A 22,584-nucleotide genomic window follows, 5' to 3' on the forward strand; every position below is an offset into this window, starting at 1 on the left:
TCAGATACATCATTCGATATGGCGAAATTTTCCGGCAAAATTTTTAACGTTTTCCTTTGCCTCATGCTGGTATTCGGGATTTGGATGAGGAGTACCACCGGGGAACCCGTGCTGGCTGCCTCTGTGGAGGCTGACAGGGTGCATGTCATCAATCGTCTTAGTTTTGGCTCCAGCCCAGGGGATCTTCAACATGTTCAGGCTGTAGGGATTGATGATTATATTCAGGAACAGCTTTCACCTCGTAGAGATTCACTTGAATTGAAGCAATATCCAACCTTGTTGCTCACACCGATGCAGCTAGAGCGGCAATATGGTTTTCGGCGACCGGGTAAGGGAAAACCTAAACTTAGCTCTCAAGAACGCAAGCAGCGCCGACGTCGATCCCGTATTCCCTTTCGTGAGGCGTCTGAAGCCCGGCTGGTGCGGGCGATTTCTAGTCCGAATCAACTGGAAGAAGTGATGGTTAACTTCTGGTTCAATCACTTCAACGTATCGGCCAAAAAAGGCAGAACCCGGTTATGGGTCGGTGCCTATGAGCAAGAGGCGATTCGCCCCTATGTTTTCGGCTCTTTTCGAGATTTATTGGGGGCAACAGCCCAGCATCCTGCTATGTTGTTTTACCTCGATAATTGGCAGAATACTGCCCCTAATAGTCCTGGAGCCCGCGGTCGGTTTAAGGGATTAAACGAGAATTATGCTCGGGAGTTGTTGGAACTCCATACGATGGGGGTTAAGGGCGGGTATTCTCAGACTGATGTGGTGTCAGCGGCAAAAGTTTTAACCGGGTGGGGGTTACCCCGAGGTCGCCAGAGATTACAAGCCAAACAGGCGTTTATCTTTGATGCTAGACGTCATGACAATAGCCGTAAAACATTCCTGGGACAGCCCATTCGAGGGCAAGGCATGGCAGAAGGGGAAGCGTTGCTGGATATATTGGCGACCCATCCGGCAACTGCCCAGCATATTAGCTATAAGCTAGCTCAGTATTTTGTGGCGGATACGCCTCCCCCAGCTTTAGTGGATCGTTTGGCTCAACGATTCCTGGCAACCGATGGCAATATTCGATCCGTTTTAGAAACTTTGTTTGAGAGTGAAGAGTTTAATGATCCTCAGTACTATGGACAGAAATTTAAAACTCCCTATGAATATCTGATTGCAATGGCTAGAGCAACGGGGCGTCCTACTGTGAAACCGCGCTTGGTGGCTGGAGCGCTGCGGCAGTTCAGTATGCCGCTGTATGAATGCCAAACCCCTAACGGTTATGCCAACACTGAATCGGCTTGGCTCAACCCGGATACCACCATTCGTCGAATCAGTTTAGCAACTGCATTTGCTCGGGGATATGGACGGCAAAAGACGCCTGTGCAACTAGACCTACTGGAGCAGACTTTAGGAAACCGTTTTTCTGCACAAACGCAATCTGTGATTGACGGCAGTCCTCGCAATCTGCGGGCGGCATTGATGCTAGGAAGCCCTGAAATGATGTATCGCTAAATCGATTTTGAACGGATTGACACCCCTGAGAATAGGAACTAATGATGAGACGCCGACAATTTTTACAGTATGCAACTGCCTCTGGTGTGACCGCAATGGGGCTGGGTTGGTTAGGGAAGCAACCGGTTTATTCCCAAAGTTCTTCCGGACGGCAACCCAAGCTGATTGTGATTCTATTGCGGGGAGCCGTCGATGGCCTTAATGTGGTCGTTCCCTATCGAGAGGCGGGATATTATGATGTGCGTCCTACCTTAGCCATATCGAAACCGGGTGAGGGGAAAGGAGCGGCCCTTAATTTGGATGGACAGTTTGGCTTGCATCCGGCTTTGGCAGATTTGATGCCCCTGTGGCAGTCGAAGCAGCTGGCCTTTGTACAGGCCTGTGGATCGCCAGATCCGACGCGTTCCCATTTTGATGCTCAAGACTATATGGAGCTGGGAACACCGGGGAATAAAAAACAGGGAGATGGCTGGTTAAATCGGGTATTAGCCCATTTGCCTGCAGGCCGACCGACCCAAGCGCTGAACCTGGGCAATCAGACTCCCTTAATTTTGTCGGGGTCAAAATCAGTTGCGAATTTAGCCTTTGGGCGACAGGCCATTCGGCCTTTGCCTTTGGATCGACCGCCGATTCAATCTGCCTTTGATCGCTTATATGAAGGTGATACCAATCTGGGTCGTGCCTATCAGGAAGGTTTAGAAGCGAGAGAGATTCTTAAGGCTGAACTGAATACGGAAATGATGAAGGCTTCTAGGGGAGCACCAGGGCCTTCTAGCCTCAAGACGAATGGTCGTCGCATTGCTCAACTGTTGAGTGGAAATGCTGAGACCCAAATTGCCTTTGTTTCTCTAGGGGGCTGGGATACTCATGTCAATCAAGGGTCCACCCAGGGGCGTCTTGCACGGCTGCTGAAGCCCTTGGGGCAGGGATTGAACCAACTGAAAGCGGAACTGGGAAACACCTTTGATGACACCACTATTGTGGTGATGTCTGAATTTGGCCGCACGGTGGCCGAAAATGGCAATGGTGGTACGGATCATGGCCATGGCAATGTTCTGTGGGTGTTGGGAGGACAGGTTCAAGGGGGCAAGGTCTATGGCGAGTGGCCGGGGCTGGCTGAATCTCAGCGCTATCAGGGGCGAGATTTGGCGATTACGACGGATTTTAGAGCTGCGATCGCACCGCTGCTCACGAAAGGAATGGGCATTGAATCGAAGCACCTCAACCAAATTTTCCCAGGGTATTCTTCCCAGAAAGCGCTTCCTCTTATCTAGCTGAGGGGGTGGCCTATCTGACTAAATCAGAATGTTAAGCTGCTTTGGTGAGATGTTTGAAGGGAAATGTAAATGAATACGGAGCAACAGACGCAAATTCAGGTCGAAAGTCAGCCTAGTGTGGAACGCCTGCAAGAGTTGCGGGTGCTGAATTGGCCGATTTGGTCCAAAGAAGCATCAGAATTTCCGTGGACCTATGATGAGTCGGAAACTTGCTATTTCTTACAAGGCGACGTTGTGGTGACCCCTGATGACGGTGAACCCGTGACGATGGCCAAAGGGGATTTGGTGACTTTCCCAGCTGGAATGTCTTGTACCTGGAAGATTCAAAGTGCCGTGCGCAAACATTATCGGTTTGGCTAGTTCCTCTAGCTGTGTACCTGCGGTTAATCACCTATTGGACTCAGCCTTCTGCACGGCTGTGTAGAGGGCTGAATAATCCGCATCTGCAAATTGAGTCATTGCTCTTTGAATAATGGTTTGAATGGCGGTGGTATTTTCGGTAGGCAGTCCTTCGGCTTGGGCTGCTTGCTGAAATAAGGTCATGTCTTTAAGCAGGTGTTTGGTGGGGAAATTGGGATTTTCAAAGTTTTGGTCCAGCATCCAAGTCAGTTTCTTATCAAAGGTCGGTGCATAGAGAGCGCTGCTTCTGAGGATTTGCATAAAGGTCTCAACTTCTACACCATAGGTTTGGCAGAAGGATAGGCTAGTGGCGAAGGCCGTGGTCAGTCCGCCAATCAGTTGATTGAGGGCTAATTTGAGAGCGGCAGCTGTACCCACAGGACCCACTAATAAAGGCTTTGGACCAAAGGCTGTGAGCAGGGGAAGTTGGTTGTCAAAGTCTTGGGGGGCAGCTCCGGCCATCACCAGCAACGTTCCGGCTTTGGCTTCGGGGATGCTGCCTAATACCGGGGCTTCTAAGTAGATGCCACCGGCTGTCTGGACCTGTTCATGAATGGATTTGCTTTCAGCGGGGGCAATGGTGCCCATTTGAATAATGGCTCGTCCTGATAGAGCGGATGCCGTGGGTGTTAACAGTTCCTGAATGGCGGCAGCATTGGTGAGCATCAGGATGATGACATCGGCCGATTGAATGACTTGGTTGGGGGAGGTTGCGATCGCAACTCCGAAACCACGCAAAGGTTCCAATTTAGAAGCCGTGCGATTGTAGGCTATGACGGAATGCCCCACTTCCACTAACCGGGTTGCCATGGGAGCCCCCATCAATCCTGTACCGATAAATCCGACCTGCATTGCTCTGCCTCTATATAGGGATTTCAGTATGTTTTTTCTTGGGGTGTGTAGTGATTGTCATTGAGCACGGGCTGTTGTGCTGGTGTTGGGGAGAAGGCTGACCCGGCGATGATGATCAGAGCGGATAGCGCCACAATGGGCACGACGGGCAAAAATCCCAGCATCCAGCTACTGGGAATTATTTTGGTCTGAACCCCTAATACCGCCAACTCACCTATGACAATGGAGACGAGACAACTCGAAGCGCTGATGTTGCGGCCATATAAAGCCGCGATCACTGTAGGGAACAGCACCGATAATCCGGTAAAGGCTTGGGTGGCAAAGGCCAAAATTGTCTCTGGAGGGTTGGCCGCAATCCCTAAGCCGATACCCGCTAAAACGATTACCCAAATTCGACCGACCAGCGTCTGTTCAGTTAAAGAGGCGTCTTGGCGGAAATAGGCGGTGTATACATCACGGGTCAGCATGGAACTTAAGGCCAAAAGCTGCGAGTCCATGGTGGACATAAAAGCGGCTAGCGCTCCCACCATTACTAGAGAAGATAGCCCGGTAGAAGTGTATTGGGTTAACATCATGGGGAAAATCTGATCTGCTGCTTTGCCCACTAAATCAGGAAAGGCAATGTGACCCCAGACTCCAATCAGCACTGGGCAAATGAATAACACCCCGGCAACAATCGGATAAAGCAAGACCGAGATCTTTAAGGGCTGAGCACTCTTGGCGCTATAAAACCGCATAAACATCTGTGGAAACATCGGCAGAGTAAAGGACCACAGGCACATGTAGCTAAACCAGGTTTTGGGTGTAAAAGACTGATCTAAGCCGCTACGCGAGAATAAGGCTGGCTCCAGATCATAGACGGTTTGGTTGGCAACGGAGAAGCCCCCTAACCCTTGGGCAATGGCAAAAACTGCCACCAACATCAGTACACACATTAGTACCCCTTGCAGCATATCCGTGAGGGCCACACTTCGCATCCCGCCTAGAAATACATAGAAAACAATGGCAATGGTGAGTAAGGTGGCTCCCCAGAAATAGGGAATGGCTCCGCCCGTTAGGCTTTCTAGGAGATATCCGGCTCCAATGGGCTGGAGGGTGAGATAGGGCAATGTGAAAATGACCATCACGGCCATAAATAGGAGTTTGAGAGGCTGGCTAGGCAGGCGATCTTGAATCAGTTCGGAGGGGGTAATAAAGCCTTTCTGTTTGCCGAGCAACCAGGCTTTGTAGCCAATGTAGTAGAAGCTGAGGGCTGCAAACCCAGTGCCAAAGGCCATCATTGGATAGTAGCTAATGCCAATGCGATAGCCTGCTCCTGCAAATCCGAGGAAAAAGAAGGCGCTGAAATTGGTGGAGGCCAGGGTGAAAAAGAGGAGGATAGGGCCAATGTTGCGGTTGGCCAAAAAGAAATCTTCGACGGTGTTGCTTTGTTGGCGATACCCAATTAGGCCGATGCTTAGGGTGATGAGTAAGTAAGTTGTAATGGCAACATAGGGAATGAGCGTTTCCATTGCCTACTGGTCCCTCTCAGACTTTTGCCAAAGGGTGGAAGATACCCCGGCTACGGCCAGGACTAGCCCCATTTGCAAGATCACAAAGTAAAAAAGCCAGCTCGGTAACTGGAACAAAGAAAGGGATATCCCTTGATCCCATCGCCAAAAATCGAGGGATAGCAAAAACAGAATCGTAAACGAGAAAAACCAAAAATAGGGACGGTTCAGGAGGCTCATCAATCCATCCAATTCATACCCAATCAGATTAACCTGTTGGGGGATTAATCTTTCTCGCTAGGCGAGAATCAACCCTTATTCCGGTATCAAGGCATGTTGAAAGATAGATATTGAAATTGCTGTCGAGGGTGACAATCCCACTAAAAATTCCTTGTTTTAACAGATTATGGCAGACCTCATAATCGTTAAAACAAGGAATATCTAAGATGGGTTTTTTATACAGTAGAAATGAAAATCGGATTGAGTGACAGTGAGGAAAATCCACTAAATATAGGCAGAGTATGACTTAGGGATGGCACTCACCGTATCAGAATAGAGGTGATCGATTCTGATACTCAGCCCTGCTAGTTTCAACTGTACTTAGGTACTGTGTACCCTACTTACCCCGAAGAGCATAGAGTTTTTCTCCTCGGACATTATGCCAGAGACCACCCCCAAGCATAAAAATTAACCCGAGAGCTAGCTGAATGGCTGCAGACCCAGAGCGATCAAGTGCATAGAATTCTGCTGGAAAAGCTAAATCACAATAGCGAACAAAGATCGAGGAACTGACAGCGATAAATCCTACTCCAGCGACACTGAAGGAGAGGATAGATTCGCTATTACAAAAGCCTTGTCGCACCCAACCACCGTTGACGACAGAGAAGACCGGACGTCTTAGGAAAAAAGGCGTAGGCTTTCTGTAAAGGATATGAAAGATTCCCCCGATAGCAGTAAGCGTCGCAACGAGAAAGTGACCCCCTACCAGATCTTCCATATTGTTTACGGCAGCCATACCTATCGGTGTCCAGCCTCCATTGGCAAAACCGAAGATGTAACCCACTAGAGTAATGGGATTGAGATTAGGGCTAATCTGACGAACTTCGCCCACTAATGGATCATATAAGCCATTACCAAAGGCAGCATTACCTGCAAACAAGAAACAAGCGATGGAAAGACAGAGGATGTGGAATCCCATGACATAAGAAGTGGATTCAAAAACTTCCCAATCGTAATCGACTCTTGCAGCCACACTACCCTCAGGAGCATCGCCTAAGTTAGCTTCACCGCTGAAAGTATGAAAAAGTCCGCCTGCAAGGCAAACCAAAGCGATGAAAAAGTGAAAGACTCCGACCAAGACGAACGGAGAGGTATCAAGAACCGCTCCTCCTGCCCCTACACCAATCCCTAGAGTGGCTAGGTGAGGAATGAAGGCCAGGCTCTGTTCAGATACAGGTACCCCTGATTGAAAATAAGCAGCTTCTTGAATAACAAGAGCACCAGGGACAAAACTCATAAGAGCCGCATGGCATAAATGAGCCCCCAAGAGTTTACCTGAAAGGTCAGTGTTGCGGACATTGCCTGCCCACCAATCGTATTCATATCCGCTGATGTCAGCTGTTCTCAACGACAATGGATCTTGTTTTTGCAAAGATTTTGTCATGTTATTTATCCTATTAATCTAAGATTGAAAGCTTAAAAAATACTTTCAATTAGTATCGAGATGATTGATTGTCTAGGGTTCAAGAAATATTAAATTCTGAGATAATTTCCCTCGCTAATTAGTTCTACAGCTAAAAAATTATTCTCGATTTTGAGCTGCTATATTCCCAAGATCGACAACAAAAATTCAGGCTGAAGAAGTTTAATGATTTCCTGAACTAGCGATTGGCTATTGTTTTAAGCTTTTACGCATTGACAATCAGAGGGAAAATAAGGTTTTTTCAAGCTTGAAATGAAGGCAGGAAATATTCCTGTTTTAAGGTTTTATTGGTCTATTGAAGCTTCAAGTTTAAGCAGGTAAAGGTTTTTAGCTCCGGCCGGTATTGATTTAGGTCATACAAAAATTACGGAATCTTTGTAGTCCGTTACAATTACCTGTCTCCCTGAAATGGGATTAGAGCCAGGCCTGCAAGAAGTTGCGCACTATAAATCTATATAGTACGTATTCCCTACCAACTATGGATATGCAGAATTTTGTCGTCTATTTTTTTTGGCATTTATTCTTGTCTCTAGTTGTTTATAAATGTGAATTTACAGGATTTATATTGTGAACCTATCGAAACTTTTGATTAGTTTTATAAACGATTATTGAAAATTGATTAATGTAATTGCAATCACTCAAATATAAATTTACATAAGTTTAAAAAATACAAATAAATGACTTCTGAATTATTATAAATACGCTTTTTGAAAGATTATTTATTTATTAAGTTCTAGTAAATCAAAAAATTAGAACGATTTTCTGGAAATTGTTTTTCCTATAAAAAATATTTTTAGATGACATATTTAAGTTAGACAGGAAAAAGATAACTGAGTTTGTTCGATTCATTAATGGGTTAATAGTGAATCGTCTTTATTTTTTGATAAAAAGATTGCCGTGTATGGGTTTTAGGTTATGGTGCTTAGTCTGGCATGGATTTAAAATATTGAATAAATGGAGATAGTAAGTAACGAGAACGTAATCCAATAGTTGTCAACTAGAAAACTATTGCACTAATGATTCATGGAATATGTAAAAGCAAGTGATAGCCAAGACCATCCATTGCGGAAAATTTTCATGCTGATGTTTTGTGATCGTTTCTGTACCGACATCAAAAATGAGTCTCAGTGTGGCGTGCCAAAATCAGTGCTATCTAATTTTGGCCACCCATCCAACTGAATGAACCTTTTGGCCTAGTTGAAGAGCAAACTACAGGAATGGCACTCCAATTCTGTAGTTCCTGTTGTAGATTATCTCTGCTGGAAATCGATGCAATCTAGTAAAGTTTTACGTTGCTGCAGTAGATGAATGCGTTACAGAAGCTTTCAATAGTAGTTTCAGATCAGATCATCAGATCAACGGATGGTGTAGCTAAATCGGCCCTATTAAATAACTACTGGCTAGACATTCAGGTCATATAGTTCTTTTGATAGATATTGCAAGAATTTGTTTTTTATATTTAGTACGGACAGATTCACTGCTGCTTGTAGCGAAGAGATTAGCTCACAATTTAAACGACAGGTTTAGGAATGAAACTTCTTCTATACCCCGTCCGCTTGCAGTTGGGGCATTGATTTAGCTCTGGAGGATTTGAAACAGCCCTGGCCCACGGTTAATCACCATCAAGAGATGGTCAGTCATGAATACCGGTGTTTGAGATCAATGGCACTGAGATAAGCTTAATCAAGCAGCCAGATTGGCTTTGAGGACAGAGCGCGGTTGTCGCATTCTGGGGAAGGGCTTAGGTCTTCGTTTAACGACCCTGGGTTCGAGCCGATGGGGTCGAACAGGCAGAAGGTCAGTAGCAATATTTTCAAGCAGATGAGCATACAACCGTTGACGTATAGCTTGTGTGGCCGTTGCTAACAAAACCAGCATCTGATTAAAGTGTTGTCGAGCCCCTTGTAAAGAGAGTCGAGAGCGGTCATATTCTGCCCATGGGGCAGCCTGTTCCATGAGACTTCTCAATAAGTTGTAGCCTAGCAAATGAGACCAAATATCCTTGCGCACCATTTCAGGTGTCTTTGCCGTGAGCATTTCCATCTTTAAGGTGGTTTTGAGGTGTCTCAAATTGACTTCAGCCGCCTGCCATCGCCATCCGTACAAGCGAGTCAATTGTTTAGCACTATAGCGCTGAGCATCCAGTAAGGTTGTGACGACGATAATGAACTGGTCTCGAAAGCCTCGACGCGATAGACGTAGCGATACCTCCCTGACTGTCAACGTTTTGGGAATCTCTGCAAACTCCGTTGCACTCATGTGGGCGGGACACCGTGTGGGCTTTTGCCATTGAACTTGGTGGTCTCCTATCCCGTTCTTACGTCCTTTACGGAAGTCTGTATGACGGGCATGATGTTTACGTAAAACCCCATCGGCTCCTTGTTGTTGAATCAGGGCTAGAGCAACATAGCTGCCATAGGCTTGATCTGCTATGGCCACATCATCAACCTCCAGATCCTCATAAAGCAGCCGACTGATGACGATTTCACTCATGCTCCAGGGGGCAATGCAGGCTGAGACCACTGCCCCTGTGATTAAGCAAAAAAACACCACTAAACGGGCAATGGGGAATCCACAGCCAGGAGCCTGATTGCCATGTTGAGGATACTCCCCTTGGTTCGCCGCACTATCAGCCATCAGCACTGTCGTGCCGTCATAGACTTTCACTGTTCGATTACACCAGTGGTGTTCTTGGGGAATGCTTTGCTCTATGTGATTAGCAGTTTCGGGAATTAACCGTTGCAGCAGGGACTCAGGTAATCTTCCTCGGGCTTTACTGTAGGCTCCTGTATCTGATGATGGGGGTTGGAGTCCTGCGGCAGTGAGCCAGGTGGTGATGCATTTGACTGTGTTGCGCAAGCTTTTGTCTGCAGATAATGCTTGGTAGAGCATGGCCCACAACGTAACGATGGGCGTATACACACGGTTGCGATAAGAGATTGATTCCTCTGCTAGGATGTCGGTCAGCATTGAAGCAGGAAGAATATCCGTCCAGGGCAATCCCAGGCTTTGGGAAAACTGGTGCTTGAGAATTTCGGCTGACTCAGACATAGTGGAAGGCAGATTATTGATGGATTGCAAGTCTTGATTCTATATCTATCAAGACTTGCAGCCCTTTTCTGCTTTCTTAAGTCAGTGACATTGGTGTTTGAGATGGCTGATTTTCGAACCGCTCTTGCCGATCCATCAGAAGATGCATCTCGCTGCAAAGATTTGGGGCGCTTTCTCTGCCTTTCTAGGAAAGTCTGATTTGAATCGAGATTGAGCCAGTCTTCTTTGAGCAATCTCTTAACTGCACTCACCCGGATTGCAGTCGAATTCATGCTAACTGTTGTTCAGGTTCGGCAGCCAGGCTGATGGTCAATTTATTCGTAGGTCCTAGACGACGTATATAACGATTCAGGGAACTGGCTAAAAGAAGATCAGGTCTCCGCAGCAATAAGCTGACACAGATCCAGGAATCTTCTAGGCTGGAAGAGTGAGCCACGTAATAATTGTTATCCAATCCCATGGCAAACCTTAAAATCATTGATAATTTTGATGGTAGTTTCACTCTTGATCCTGAAATCAAAGCAGCCTTGTTTCAGCTTCTCAACAATGAGGGGTTTCTCCAGCAAGTCGCTCGTGAGTCTCAATCAGACGCTATTGAATTTACCGAGTTAATTTTTCAGCCCGTCCCGTATAGCGAGAATACGCCTAAAGGGATGCCCCAACTGTTTGAGCAATATCATGAGTCTGATGACTACGTGATCATCAACGTGCCGCCTAACTTTATGTTCCAAGCCAAAGTATTTTCTCCCAGTCGACTTTGTGCGATCTATCGCCGGATCTCGTAAAATTAGTTAACGTGGCTTTAAGGCTTGCATGGACTTGAATTGACAAAGTTAAAGTCCACAAGCCAAGATTGAGAGACGTAAAATTGTTAACAGTTTGTATAAAGGTCTATGGACTGGATTTCGTTAGACACTTTGCAAACATTAGCCCACCAATACGGCTATTGGGTTGTCTGCTTCGGCATATTATTTGAAAACTTGGGATTGCCCTTACCAGGGGAAGCGATTGTCCTAGTGGGCGGCTTCCTGGCAGGAGAAGGCGACTTAAATTATTTTGGGGTACTGGCCTCTGCGATCGCAGGTTCAACCATCGGCGGCACCTGTGGCTACTGGGTGGGACATTTTGGCGGTTGGCCTTTACTGTCGAGAGCCGGTCGCCTCGTCAATATGTCTGAAGAGCGCCTTTTGGAAATTAAAGAAGGGTTCAGTACCAACGCTGCTCGCACCGTCTTGATGGGCCGCTTTGTGGCCCTGCTGCGAATTTTTGCCAGCCCGCTAGCGGGTATTGCCGAAATGCCTTTTCCCCGCTTTGCGTTCTTTAACACGCTGGGTGCATTCCTGTGGGCATTGGTGATGGTTACCCTGGCTTACTTTGCGGGCGAAATCATTCCTCTATCCCGCCTAGTGAGCAGCGTGTCTCAGTTTGGACTTTTTGTATTGCTGGCAGTTGGGGCCTGGTTCCTTTGGCCTCGCCTTCACAATTTGATTCGCCGAATGGCCTTGCAAGAGGCGAGTGAGTCTGACACGCCTTAGATGACATCGACCAGAACGGCTATTTAGTAATCCCCGTGGAACACACCCCCTTTACCCCACAAGAACGGGTTGAGTCACTCAAAGCTGGGGGATTGTCAGCTGGTGTGGCGACATTCGTTTTTGCGATTTTGCTGGCCATTAATGAGGGACTGGCTCAATGGCCGATTGCGGATTCAAGATTGATAGGAAGCTGGATTAGCCTGAGTGGTTCTCTGGTTAGCGTAGCTATTTCTGGATTGCTCTTTGGGGTGACCTATCGCTATGCCATTCGCCAAGATACCAACCCCCAACTTAAATCAGGAGTCGTATTGGCTTTTAGTCTGGTGCGAGGACTTGCTCAGGTTGATACGGGATTTGGTATCACTGATACGGTATTGCCCTTTGTGTTAATGGCCGTAGAGAGTTGGGTTGTATTTAGTTGCGATCGCATCGTCCTTGATCAGTCCCTACAACGAGGATGGCTTAAACCCTTTGTTATACCAAGCTGTGCCTGAAGGTGTAACTCTCAAACTCGTAAAACCCAGTACTGAAGTGTCTTAGAAAATAATCAAAATTACACTCTTAGGTGCTAATTGGTATTACGAACTCAACTGCTCCATAGCCCACATTTAGGATCAGCTAAAGGCATCAAGGTCGGAATTTAGAGATAAATCGTTCCGTTGTTTGTGATGGGTACTTCATCACAAATCACAGGTTCAGGCACGCTATAGGTTGTTTTAGGATTATAAGTCGCTTCTTTTGCTGCTTCTGGGTGGCAAGATGCCCAAACCTCCCCCCATCACCTGCATGGCAATTTCTTTGGGGAGCTTCTCAATGGTCTTGCTGTGATGAAATTTGAGAGCAATGGCTAACTGCTTTTTCAGCACAGCGGCTTCCTTAGTTAGATCATGATGAGGAAAGACTGCTTGCTCAGACATATTGAGTGAAAGGGTGTAACAACACAATTACATTCTAAACAGAGAATAGTTGATAACTCAATTATTTATCTCCTTTTCTGAACTGATCAATGTGAAGGGGCAAAATCGATTTGTTTTAGTTATCTTGTAAAACTCGATACAATAACCAGCTCCAACCTTAAAAGCTCCAGTCTTTGGTAAAGCATTGTCTGATATGGCCTGGTATAGGGCTAAAAAACTCTGGATGGAAAACGATTAGTACTATCCCATCAATGCCATGGTGAGGGAAATGCCATTAGATCCCAACCTATTGAAGAGGAATCACTTTGGCGGTTGGGAAAGCGTTTTTTGGGCATCCACAGCAACGTCTAAAAATGTTTGCGGCGAAGGACCACTGCCCTCTTGCTGTAGCCATAACAAGAACTCGATGTTGCCCTTCGGGCCAGGTAAGGGAGACCAGGTTACGCCTGCATATTGCCAGCCCAACGCTGATGCAGCTTGCCAGACCTGTGAGATCGCATCTCGATGCGCTTGGGAATCCCGCACCACGCCATGTTTTCCCACTCGGTCTTTTCCCACTTCAAATTGGGGTTTAACGAGCAAAATCATTTCCCGTGGCGGTTGTAAGAGCTGCCAGAGGGCAGGCAAAACTTTCGTTAGGGAAATAAACGAGACATCAATCACGCCTAGATCTGGCATAGAGGTATCCTCGGCGTATAAATCAGCAGGCTGAAGATGGCGGAGATTCGTCCGTTCCTTGAGAATGACCCGAGGATCATTGCGGAGTTTCCATGCCACCTGCCCATACCCCACATCAATGCCATAGACCTGTTTCGCTCCGGCCTGCAACAGACAGTCTGTAAATCCCCCAGTGGAGATACCGCCATCCAGGCAAACCCGATCCTGTACTTGAATAGGAAACTCAGCTAAGGCTTTTTCTAACTTATGGCCACCGCGAGAGACAAAGGGCGATTTTTGTTTGACCTGAATCTCTGCCGTTAATTGAATTTCTGTCCCTGGCTTATCAATAATTTGGTCATTGACCTTCACTTCCCCAGCTCGGATGACCCGTTGGGCCTGCTGCCGAGAAGTGCATAACTCTAATGAAACAAGTAAGGTGTCTAGTCGCTGTTTAGCCAAGGCAGGGAGGATTTGCTAATACTACTTCCCCAATTCTAAGAGCCTGCCTACCTCTGCCCATCAAAACGAGGTGGGGATTTAGGATTGTTGCTATGGAAGGGTGCGAATTTCTTCCTTTAAAGGCCACCGCTGCAACTTGCTGAAATCCGCTTTCCACATATCAAGCTCAAACAGCGCTCCATGCTGGTCGAGATTCAAGGTAGCTGAAACCAATGTACCGTCCGAGTCCTCGAAATAACATTGGGCGACCGTCTCACCGAGCCGTCGATCAATCCTGTCTAGATTCTCGAATAGCAGACTGCCCATCTCGCCATCGTTCATAGATTTGAGACGAAGGCTACATGGGATTTGTTTAAGTCCTGCCATAGTAAACAAATACTCAAGAATAGGAAGCTCTAACTCCGTTGGTGGCCTCATGGTGTAAAAACTGGCTAAGGAGACTCTATCAACGCTTGCTCGCAATATAGAAGCCGTAGCTGAAGTACGCTTTGAACTTTTCAAACACTTCAATTTCTTTCATCTCAGCCTCTACTAGGGTTTGAGCAACATCGCTGTTGGCATGGCAACTGAGAAACGCGTCGAATCTTCTTTGCAGCGGATGGTAGTAGTTGTCCAACCAACAGTGCTCTGGCAGTACAAAGTAACCCAATGGAGCGTATCCCGCTTCTTCCAGAAGCTTAATTTTCGACGAAGCAGTATCTATCTCAGGGTATTGAGAGTCCCAGTAAGATTGGATTTCATCAGGTCGATGGTCTGTCAGCCAAGTGATTTCTGATACAGCTAACACCCCTTTGGGTTTTAGAAATGGCCGCCAATCGTTAATGCCTTGTTCGAAACCGATATTGTAAATCGCCCCTTCAGACCAGATGACGTCTAATTCATTGTCTGCAAATGCCAGATCATCTATTGAACCGACTTTGGGGTGGATATGCTGGCTCAGATTGCTTGCTTCTGCGTTCCGCCGCAATATCTCAATAAACTCAGGTATAAAGTCTACTGCAATAATTTCTGCATCTAGCTTGTGTGCTAAACACAACGTAGATGCCCCAGTCCCACAACCCAAATCCGCAATTTTCAAATGTTGCGATTTGTCGAGAGCGGCCAGAGTGATGGCACGTTCTGTTTCGGGTATGCCACCCGGCCCTTGACGGTCATTATGCTGATGCAGATCGATTAAAAGTTCTAGATTCTCCACCGAATATTTCTGAGTGCTTCAGTAGTAATCCTAACTGTTCAGGCTTGAGCGCACAGAGTTTCATTTGGAATCAAGAGCATAATGTGGTCTCCGTTCTGTTGCCAGGCTTGGTTAGACTTCGAGCAGCTTAAATGCCCCGCAGTGGTTAAATTTCACTAGGGAGAATCTCACTGTTATGCTGCAACCAAGAAGCTAGCTTCTCTATACTGTCCTCTTGTGTCTCAGAACTTGCAGCCAAATCGAGGAAAAATTTTACTGCATCTACTTCTGAGGCTGTCAGCTCAATTCCATTCACTGATAAGAACGTATAAACAGCAATAAGAGCAACCCTTTTATTACCGTCTACAAAACAATGATTTTTAACCAGCCCATAACCATAAGATGCTGCCAGTTGATACAAGGTGACATCATCACCATAGTTATAAAGGTTTATGGGCTTGCTTAGAGTTGACTCCAAGGCTCCCATATCCAGTACACCTGATGTACCACCCGATTCGGCAAGGATTTCACCCTGTATGGCACAGACATCATGCATGTCTAGCCAATAAGGTTCCATTATTTAGCCAGCTCAATCAATGCGTTACGATACTTTTTCATGCCTCGCCGAGCGGCTTCCATTTTTTTCTCGAAGTTAGGGTCATAGGCTGATATTTCATACCCAGAAGGAGTTTTTGTTGCAAACAGCTTATCTCCATCCTCAACCTGCATATTCGCTGCCATTTCTTTAGGAACGATGACACTTAGGGAATTGCCGCGCTTTTTCACATTGAGAAGCATAATTGCCTCCTGAATAGACTGTGCTTATACCCCTACGTTACTACAAATGTTGCAACGTGCAAGCTTTTTCCGAAAAATACACTTGGGTAAGCTGGTACTCAGTATCTACGAGGAAGCACACCAGCTATCTGCCGTGCGCCTGGGCAACCCACTTTGAAGCATCAAGGCTGCCATGAACATACCGAGTTTTGTTACCCATTACCATCCTGTTGAGGATCCACCCTTCAGGAATTTATCGGAGGTACCAAAACCAGAACGTGACCAGGTAATTTCCATGCTGGCCGAACGTCGACAACAACAGCCAAGGTTCCGTAGAGTATTCGGCGCAAAGTACATTTCGCTCAGACTGGCAACTGAAGAAAAATTGAGGTCACTATTTTTGGCTGCTGGGGGTAGACCAGAGCGCAAAGCGCCTCACTACTTTGTTTTGGGTAGCTCGAAATGGTTCGAAGGGCTTTATCCCTCAACAAAAAGCATTGTACTTCCTCTGGATGAGCTGAACAGTTTAACGACTAGCATCACCTTCCCAGACAGCTTTACAGCGATGAGACTCGGTGAAACTTTTGGCCTACCCTTGGAATCACTCAAGCCATACCACGAGAAAATTTACCTGTTATCTGAGCTTTCTGACTTGATTGGAGAATTTGGAATCCCAAAAGATGCTCCTAATCCTGACTACTCCAACTACGCTCAAGAACCTTTTGAGAAATATATTGAAGTCCAAGTTTGGTCAGATATCCCTGTGCAAAAATTTCTACTGACTGAGTAATGCTATTGAGTCGAAAGCAGTTAGCCAAATACGAAGGGGTTTGCGATGTTGCTTAATAGACTCAGATCCCACCATGATGAAGATATCTCTCTCCAGCACTATTGGAGACAAGATTGCACCATACAACCAGTTGATTGATTACTGTGAGCAGATTGTCGCGATCATAGCTTAGTTTTTCATAGTAGCCGTAGGGTTCATTTGGCATTCTGATTTCTTTCTTAGGAAGAAGAATAAATGGACCTGTGAGTTTTAGCTCTAAAGGGCCAATTGCAAGAAGCATGTGACCATGCCTTAAAGACATGTGATGCAATTTGGGCACCTTCACACTTGATCAATGTATGCCCCCATCTATTTAAGCCATAACTTGATTGGTTTGTTGATGGGTTCATGGTCGGAATCCAGAGTAACGTATCCCAAACGTAAGAGATGAAGTCATCGTGCAAGTAAACAGCGTGCGGATCGTGATTAAACCTGCCAAGAGAATACTCATTATCTGTCCTGTGATCAGCCAGTACAAAACCGTGATTTAGTCCCATTGGATTGAAGTCAATTACTACACACCATTCATTTAAGGCAAAGATCTTACTAAAACGGAACTAGTTGATAGCTCCTTGAACTCTACGAAGCGGGTCTGTTCAAACATTAGTATTTCTTACTGTAGCTGAATCCAAAATGGTTAAAAGACTTAGTGATATTGTTCGGAGTAGAGCTTCTGAACAATGCATAGGGTTAACCTATATTGAGAGGACTAATTACTTTGTAGCCTATTGTTCGTCCTGTCCATTTCCATCACTCAAGTTAGATCAACCCACCGTCTCTATTTTTGACATCAACCCTATGTTTGGCAGTTTTCAAACCAGTAAGCTCAGAATTGAAATTAATGCCTCCGAGGCAGCCTTGCGAGATGCCTTAACCCAAGGGGCACAAATTAAGCAGTGGCTATGGCCCCAGACCTTTTCAAATGATTTGCCAACAACCTTTAAACCAGGAGCTGTCTTTACTAGCTGGCTTGGCCCTGTTGAAATCCAGCACCATATCGATGTAGTGGATAGCAACACCCTGCGTTTGATCTTGAGCAAAGGGGTAGATGGTTTTCAAGAATGGTCTTGGGGCGAAAAGTGGGTACAGTCCCGCCTGGAAGGTGTTTCCTTATTGCCCCTCAATGCTGGCCAGAGTTTGACGCTTTTGCGGCTAAAAGCTTTCTTAGAGTGGCAGCAATCTGGCCTCTAACGCACCACCATCACTGAGCAGGAGGCATCACTAACGACCTGACTACTGACAGACCGTTGGAGAATTCGAGTGACTCCCGTTAGTCCCCGACTGCCAATGAGAATTAAATCAGCTTCATAGATATTGGCGACCCGGATGATTTCTTCGGCTGGATCGCCTGTCACGATTTCTAAGTTACTGTCGCAGGGTAGCGATGCTTTATATGTTTGGAGTTCTTCTTCGATATGCCGAAATACCCCTTGCGGGTCGGAGTAAGGGCGATCTGCAGGCTGTTCTTCTCCTGTTTCGTTGGTAGAAATTACGTGAGTGAGAATCACTTTCCCCACAGTATCCAACTGAATACTTTTGAGGGCCTGCATAACCCGTCCAGAAATTTCAGGGCTATCTAAGGCGACCAGGATGGTATTGAACACTCAACGTCACTCCTGTTGAACCAACGATTCCTACTCTGAGATTAGTTATCCCATCCAATAGACTTGCATTGTCTCGACATCTTCAGGTTCTATTGACTACAATTCTTAATTTTGGCTAGAGAAGTGGACTGTTAAGTATGATTTCTCCAGACTCCAAGCCCCGTTGCTTACTCCATATGGATGTGAGTGCCCGTATCCAAGACTCTTACTCTCGCCAGCTTACCCAGGCGTTTGTCTCCCAATGGCAACAAGCCAATCCCAATTGCCACATCATTTATCGGGATATTGGCAGTTCTCCCATCCCACATATTAATGAGGGTTGGGTTGCGGCTTACGAGTCTGAGCCAGAACAACGAACTGCGGAGATGCAAGGTGCGATCGCATTTTCCGATACCCTCATCGATGAGTTGTTCGCGGCAGACTGCTATGTGGTGGGTATGCCTATGTACAACCTAACGGTGCCGTCTAGTTTTAAAGCGTATCTGGATCAGGTATTTAGACGTGATCGCACCTTGCAAATCGTCAATGGAACCCCCCAAGGACGACTAGTAGACAAAAAGCTATTGGTGATCACCACTCGAAAATATAATTACCGAGTGGGTTCAGGACGGGAAGATCGAGATTTCCTAGAACCGTATATCAGCGCCATTTTTAAGGTTTTGGGGCTGACTGATATTTCGTATATTCATGCTGACCAGCTAGCGTTAGAACTTGAACGAAAGCAATCTCTGGCGAATGCGACCAAAGCGATTCACCAACTGGCCTTGACCTTTTAATGGCTATCCAACATTAAGGCTGGAAAGTAGATACTTTCCAGCCTTAATGATCTTTGGGATTCCAGTAAGTTGTACCCATCACCCTGCCAGCACAATCGTGAAACAGACTGAATGGGACGGTTCGATCAATCGTCTTGTTGCTCAAGAATGCCTGCAAATTGCTCTTTCACACCTTCCAACAGATTGGGTTGGTCGCCATCAACCTGTGGCAAAAGACCTGCCAGTTGTTTCGACTCTTCCAACGCCATAAACATAACGACTAGTTTTTCTTGGGTTTTCTGCACTGCCTCCGCTAACTGCTCTCGATTTTCCGCAATATTGTCGATTTGGTGGGTTAATGACGAAATTTGATCTTGGGTTTCTTCTAGTTCTTTCTCCGTATCTTGCTGTTTAACAATTGAACGAGACTGTAAAAAAATGATGAGAATAATAGCTGCTATGAAAGCGAGGAACAGAAAGTCTGGAGCCATGGTATCGTTCGCAGTCATATTAACCTTCCTTTTTTATAAGTAATGCACGCGCCTATTTATGGGTTACCACTTTGTGGAATCAACTGTAAAGTGTTCGCATAGATCTATCTAATCGTCTGCCAATACTGAAAACAGAAAAAGTTTTCTGAATAATATACCGATCGAAAAAGGCCCCATGCCTAGCATGGGGCCACCCAAAGGAATGGTTTTTTCTATCTCAACTTAGACCGCTACAGGCTCATCCGCAGTCTGGACATGGACTTCAGGATGGACCTTAGCCAGCATCTCTCGGAGACCATCGCCCTCAATCACTTCCTTCTCCAGCAACTGCTCAGAAATCATCTCCAGCAGCTCCTTATTCCCCTTCAGGATAGTGAGGGCTTCTTGGTGAGCCGTCTCCACAATGCCCTTAACCTCCTTATCAATCTCCTTCGCCGTCTCATCGCTCACGGCCCGGCGAGCATTCATCCCCCCACCGAGGAAGTTATTCTGCTGCCCCTTGTCATAAGCTAGGGGACCTAACACCTCACTCATGCCGTAAGACGTTACCATCTGCTCCGCCAGATCCGTCGCTCGTTGTAAGTCATTCGAAGCACCCGTGGTAATACTCCCGAAAATGACCTCTTCTGCAGCCCGTCCACCGAGTAGAGTGGCAATCTGACCGCGCAGCTCAGCCTCATTCAACAAGAACCGGTCTTCCGTAGGGACTTGCAGGGTGTAACCTAGTGCAGCCATACCGCGAGGAACAATAGAAATCTTCTCCACTTGATCCGAACCGGACATCTTGGCACCGACAAGGGCATGACCGACCTCGTGGTAAGCCACAATCTTCTTCTCCTTCTCATTGAGCACACGGCTCTTCTTCTCTAGCCCAGCTACCACTCGCTCAATGGCTTCCGCAAAATCTTGAGTCTCGACGACTTTATTACCGCGACGAGCGGCGAGTAGTGCAGCTTCATTCACCAAGTTGGCTAGGTCAGCCCCAGCAAAACCAGGAGTACGAGTGGCCATGGCCTTAAGGTCAACATTCTCACCCAGCTTCACTTTCTTGGCATAGATTTCCAAGATAGCCAGACGACCTGTGAGATCAGGACGGTCTACCAGTACTTGACGGTCAAATCGACCGGGACGTAATAGGGCAGGGTCTAAAGTTTCAGGACGGTTCGTTGCAGCTAAGACGATAACCGTGGCATCTCCTGCCCCAAACCCATCCATTTCTGTTAAGAGTTGGTTGAGAGTTTGTTCACGCTCATCATTACCACCAACGAAGCCATTACCCCCAGACCGAGATTTACCAATGGCATCGAGTTCGTCAATAAAGATAATGCAAGGCGCTTTCTTTTTAGCTTGTTCAAACAAGTCACGAACGCGAGCGGCACCGGTACCGACAAACAGTTCCACAAACTCAGAACCCGAGATACTGAAGAACGCAACCCCAGCTTCACCGGCGACGGCCTTAGCCATCAAAGTTTTACCGGTTCCAGGAGGTCCTACGAGTAAGACACCTTTAGGAATCTTGGCTCCGATATCAGTGAAGCGCTTAGGAGACTGGAGGAACTCTACAATTTCTTCGAGTTCAGCTTTAGATTCTTCTACACCAGCAACATCATCAAAGGTGACTTTATTGTCATCGCCTTCGACATAGACCTTGGCTTTGTTCTTGGTCACAGAGAGGGCACCTTGGGGACCACCGCCACCCATGCCACCACGACTAAAGAATTGGAAGATGGCGACGAAGATGACGGGAGGAATGACCCAGCTCAGTAGGGTAGTGAACCAGCGATTGCCCGCAGGAGGGGTAGCGGCGAATTCAACGCCTTTCGATTCGAGGAGTTTGGGGAGTTCTAAGTCGAAGATAGGAGTGGTTTCTAATAGCTGCCCTGCCTGATCATCGGCATTTTTGATTTGATACCGAATGATGTCTTGGCCAACGGAGACCCGAGAGACTTCTTCATCTTGAACTTGCTCAAGGAAGAAGCTATAGGGCACTTTGGGAACTCGTGGTCCTGTAATAAAAGGAACAACCAGATTCACTATTAGGAGAATTGCAGGGACAAACAGCAGAATACTGGTGATGGGATTCGGTCTTGGGCGTTGAGGTTTTTCATTGACTGGCATTGTGGCTTTCCTTTGGGTAATAAAGTTAACGGTCTGATTGATGAGGATTGAAAGGGTTCTACTAAAAGGTGGGGTTTTCTGATGGTGCTCAGATAAGGTTTGACTCACACTTGGCTATCATTGCGGTTTACTCGATAGCGGAACCATTAGAACCAGGATGAAACGGTTGCCTTGACTAGAGTGGAATAGTGGATTCACATAAACTGCAAGACATTAAAATGATTTTTGTAACGTTATGTAAACTATGTTAACTTTTTTTGTTACAAATCGTCAATCGAATTTGTATATGCATGGATTAGATGGTGATGGACCGTTTATATATCTAGATCAAAATCGTCGATTTATTGGTTATATTTCCTGAAAATGAAGACTATTTGGGATTTAATCGTTATTTATGAAGTGCCAATCTATTTTCTTTGTAGAGGAGGGTGTTTCTGTTGAGCATTGGTTGGGACTCAGTCTAGGAAATGGATATTTGCGCTAGAAGCATATAAAAAATACCCTTGCTCGCTTTGAGCAAGGGTATTGGAAGTTTGATAGAAATTGGGCTAATAAGCTAGAGAATGGCAGCAGTGCTGTTTCTCAATGAGAAGGGGCACACAATCGATATGCTGCTGAGTTTTAGTAACTAAACAAGGAAAGAATTTGTGCCAGCATTCCTTCGCCAGAAATGACTTCAGTAACATAGCCTAGGAGAAAGCCAAGCATTGCTAGGCGACCGCCGAAATTTTCAGCAAAGTCAGTGAAGCCCCACATTGGTTCTGGATCTGATGGGTTCATAGGGTCAAGGCTCCGTAAGTACCTTAATGTAACTTTATATTAAGTATATGATATTACGTAAGTTTTTTGTGGATTGAGCACAAGCAACTTTAACTATTCACGCTTGAAGTTAATAATATCAATTTCCTTAAGGTAACGATAGCCTTTGGTCCTCGCCAATCTTAGATTTGAGCTTAGCTATTCTATAAAAATAAAACAGGTATCATATCCATCGATCAAT

The 22,584-nt window shown here is 46.2% G+C and carries 24 protein-coding genes and 1 pseudogene; 9 read left to right on the forward strand and 16 right to left on the reverse strand.

Annotated elements, in window-relative coordinates:
- Window positions 1-18 precede the first annotated feature (18 nt).
- From HRE53_RS21715 to HRE53_RS21725, 3 genes are all read left to right on the forward strand, one after another.
- On the forward strand, window positions 19-1,494 hold the full coding sequence (locus HRE53_RS21715; protein WP_396133397.1) for a DUF1800 domain-containing protein: 1,476 nt from the start codon (window positions 19-21) through the stop codon (window positions 1,492-1,494).
- A gap of 44 nt (window positions 1,495-1,538) precedes the next feature.
- Window positions 1,539-2,768: a DUF1501 domain-containing protein gene (locus tag HRE53_RS21720; protein ID WP_315876637.1), complete on the forward strand. Its 1,230-nt coding sequence runs from the start codon at window positions 1,539-1,541 to the stop codon at window positions 2,766-2,768.
- A gap of 72 nt (window positions 2,769-2,840) precedes the next feature.
- Window positions 2,841-3,131 carry a cupin domain-containing protein gene (locus tag HRE53_RS21725; protein ID WP_212665273.1) on the forward strand — a complete coding sequence of 97 codons (291 nt, stop codon included), beginning with the start codon at window positions 2,841-2,843 and terminating at the stop codon, window positions 3,129-3,131.
- A 27-nt stretch (window positions 3,132-3,158) separates the two neighbouring features.
- On the opposite strand, the gene HRE53_RS21730 is transcribed toward HRE53_RS21725, so the two are convergent.
- From HRE53_RS21730 to HRE53_RS21750, 5 genes and pseudogenes are all read right to left on the reverse strand, one after another.
- Window positions 3,159-4,022: an NAD(P)-dependent oxidoreductase gene (locus HRE53_RS21730; protein ID WP_235107903.1), complete on the reverse strand. Its 864-nt coding sequence runs from the start codon at window positions 4,020-4,022 to the stop codon at window positions 3,159-3,161.
- A gap of 23 nt (window positions 4,023-4,045) precedes the next feature.
- Window positions 4,046-5,533 carry a sodium:solute symporter family protein gene (locus tag HRE53_RS21735; RefSeq protein ID WP_235107904.1) on the reverse strand — a complete coding sequence of 496 codons (1,488 nt, stop codon included), beginning with the start codon at window positions 5,531-5,533 and terminating at the stop codon, window positions 4,046-4,048.
- Between the two features lie 3 nt (window positions 5,534-5,536).
- On the reverse strand, window positions 5,537-5,752 hold the full coding sequence (locus HRE53_RS21740; protein WP_235107905.1) for a hypothetical protein: 216 nt from the start codon (window positions 5,750-5,752) through the stop codon (window positions 5,537-5,539).
- 376 nt (window positions 5,753-6,128) lie between these two features.
- Entirely contained in the window at window positions 6,129-7,175 is a 1,047-nt protein-coding gene (locus HRE53_RS21745; protein ID WP_235107906.1) for a high light inducible protein, read from the reverse strand.
- Between the two features lie 1,722 nt (window positions 7,176-8,897).
- A pseudogene (locus HRE53_RS21750) lies at window positions 8,898-10,317 on the reverse strand (IS4 family transposase).
- Between the two features lie 406 nt (window positions 10,318-10,723).
- Here HRE53_RS21750 and HRE53_RS21755 point away from each other — a divergent pair.
- From HRE53_RS21755 to HRE53_RS21765, 3 genes are all read left to right on the forward strand, one after another.
- The gene (locus tag HRE53_RS21755; RefSeq protein WP_212665281.1) at window positions 10,724-11,050 is read left to right on the forward strand and encodes a hypothetical protein; all 327 of its coding nucleotides are present in this window, start codon (window positions 10,724-10,726) and stop codon (window positions 11,048-11,050) included.
- 108 nt (window positions 11,051-11,158) lie between these two features.
- Entirely contained in the window at window positions 11,159-11,800 is a 642-nt protein-coding gene (locus HRE53_RS21760; protein WP_235107907.1) for a DedA family protein, read from the forward strand.
- A gap of 35 nt (window positions 11,801-11,835) precedes the next feature.
- Window positions 11,836-12,294: a hypothetical protein gene (locus tag HRE53_RS21765; protein ID WP_235107908.1), complete on the forward strand. Its 459-nt coding sequence runs from the start codon at window positions 11,836-11,838 to the stop codon at window positions 12,292-12,294.
- A 228-nt stretch (window positions 12,295-12,522) separates the two neighbouring features.
- Here the strand turns inward: HRE53_RS21765 and HRE53_RS21770 are convergent, their stop codons facing one another.
- The 6 genes from HRE53_RS21770 to HRE53_RS21795 form a co-directional block, all read right to left on the reverse strand.
- Entirely contained in the window at window positions 12,523-12,717 is a 195-nt protein-coding gene (locus tag HRE53_RS21770) for a hypothetical protein (RefSeq protein WP_235107909.1), read from the reverse strand.
- 300 nt (window positions 12,718-13,017) lie between these two features.
- Entirely contained in the window at window positions 13,018-13,836 is an 819-nt protein-coding gene (locus HRE53_RS21775) for a TlyA family RNA methyltransferase (protein ID WP_235107910.1), read from the reverse strand.
- A 90-nt stretch (window positions 13,837-13,926) separates the two neighbouring features.
- Window positions 13,927-14,253, reverse strand: coding sequence for a DUF6984 family protein (locus HRE53_RS21780; RefSeq protein ID WP_396133398.1), 327 nt, complete (start codon window positions 14,251-14,253; stop codon window positions 13,927-13,929).
- A gap of 28 nt (window positions 14,254-14,281) precedes the next feature.
- Window positions 14,282-15,031 (reverse strand): class I SAM-dependent methyltransferase, encoded by a 750-nt coding sequence (locus HRE53_RS21785; protein ID WP_235107911.1) that lies wholly within the window; start codon window positions 15,029-15,031, stop codon window positions 14,282-14,284.
- Between the two features lie 145 nt (window positions 15,032-15,176).
- Window positions 15,177-15,590 carry a type II toxin-antitoxin system death-on-curing family toxin gene (locus tag HRE53_RS21790; protein ID WP_315876638.1) on the reverse strand — a complete coding sequence of 138 codons (414 nt, stop codon included), beginning with the start codon at window positions 15,588-15,590 and terminating at the stop codon, window positions 15,177-15,179.
- Window positions 15,587-15,808: an AbrB/MazE/SpoVT family DNA-binding domain-containing protein gene (locus tag HRE53_RS21795; protein WP_235107913.1), complete on the reverse strand. Its 222-nt coding sequence runs from the start codon at window positions 15,806-15,808 to the stop codon at window positions 15,587-15,589. Before HRE53_RS21795 ends, HRE53_RS21790 begins: the two co-directional genes overlap by 4 nt.
- A 274-nt stretch (window positions 15,809-16,082) precedes the next feature.
- Between HRE53_RS21795 and HRE53_RS21800 the strand changes: the two genes are divergently transcribed.
- Complete coding sequence (locus HRE53_RS21800; protein WP_235107914.1) at window positions 16,083-16,577, forward strand: hypothetical protein; 495 nt, start codon at window positions 16,083-16,085, stop codon at window positions 16,575-16,577.
- Window positions 16,578-16,638: 61 nt separating this feature from the next.
- Here the strand turns inward: HRE53_RS21800 and HRE53_RS21805 are convergent, their stop codons facing one another.
- Complete coding sequence (locus HRE53_RS21805; protein ID WP_235107915.1) at window positions 16,639-16,857, reverse strand: hypothetical protein; 219 nt, start codon at window positions 16,855-16,857, stop codon at window positions 16,639-16,641.
- Between the two features lie 557 nt (window positions 16,858-17,414).
- On the opposite strand from HRE53_RS21805, the gene HRE53_RS21810 reads away from it, so the two are divergent.
- Window positions 17,415-17,807, forward strand: coding sequence for a hypothetical protein (locus HRE53_RS21810; RefSeq protein ID WP_212665293.1), 393 nt, complete (start codon window positions 17,415-17,417; stop codon window positions 17,805-17,807).
- Here HRE53_RS21810 and HRE53_RS21815 read toward each other — a convergent pair.
- Window positions 17,804-18,220: a universal stress protein gene (locus tag HRE53_RS21815; protein ID WP_235107916.1), complete on the reverse strand. Its 417-nt coding sequence runs from the start codon at window positions 18,218-18,220 to the stop codon at window positions 17,804-17,806. The genes HRE53_RS21810 and HRE53_RS21815 overlap by 4 nt on opposite strands.
- A 137-nt stretch (window positions 18,221-18,357) precedes the next feature.
- On the opposite strand from HRE53_RS21815, the gene HRE53_RS21820 reads away from it, so the two are divergent.
- On the forward strand, window positions 18,358-18,996 hold the full coding sequence (locus HRE53_RS21820) for an FMN-dependent NADH-azoreductase (protein ID WP_235107917.1): 639 nt from the start codon (window positions 18,358-18,360) through the stop codon (window positions 18,994-18,996).
- Window positions 18,997-19,121: 125 nt separating this feature from the next.
- Here the strand turns inward: HRE53_RS21820 and HRE53_RS21825 are convergent, their stop codons facing one another.
- The 3 genes from HRE53_RS21825 to HRE53_RS21835 all read right to left on the reverse strand — a co-directional run bounded on the left by HRE53_RS21825 (window position 19,122) and on the right by HRE53_RS21835 (window position 22,364).
- Window positions 19,122-19,484: a hypothetical protein gene (locus tag HRE53_RS21825; protein ID WP_212665296.1), complete on the reverse strand. Its 363-nt coding sequence runs from the start codon at window positions 19,482-19,484 to the stop codon at window positions 19,122-19,124.
- 204 nt (window positions 19,485-19,688) lie between these two features.
- A complete protein-coding gene (gene ftsH4 / locus HRE53_RS21830) occupies window positions 19,689-21,584 on the reverse strand; it encodes an ATP-dependent zinc metalloprotease FtsH4 (protein ID WP_235111209.1) in 1,896 nt (631 codons plus the stop codon).
- Between the two features lie 621 nt (window positions 21,585-22,205).
- A complete protein-coding gene (locus HRE53_RS21835; RefSeq protein ID WP_212665298.1) occupies window positions 22,206-22,364 on the reverse strand; it encodes a high light inducible protein in 159 nt (52 codons plus the stop codon).
- Window positions 22,365-22,584: the final 220 nt, after the last annotated feature.

Source organism: Acaryochloris sp. 'Moss Beach' (genome assembly GCF_021497025.1).
GTDB lineage: Bacteria > Cyanobacteriota > Cyanobacteriia > Thermosynechococcales > Thermosynechococcaceae > Acaryochloris > Acaryochloris marina_A.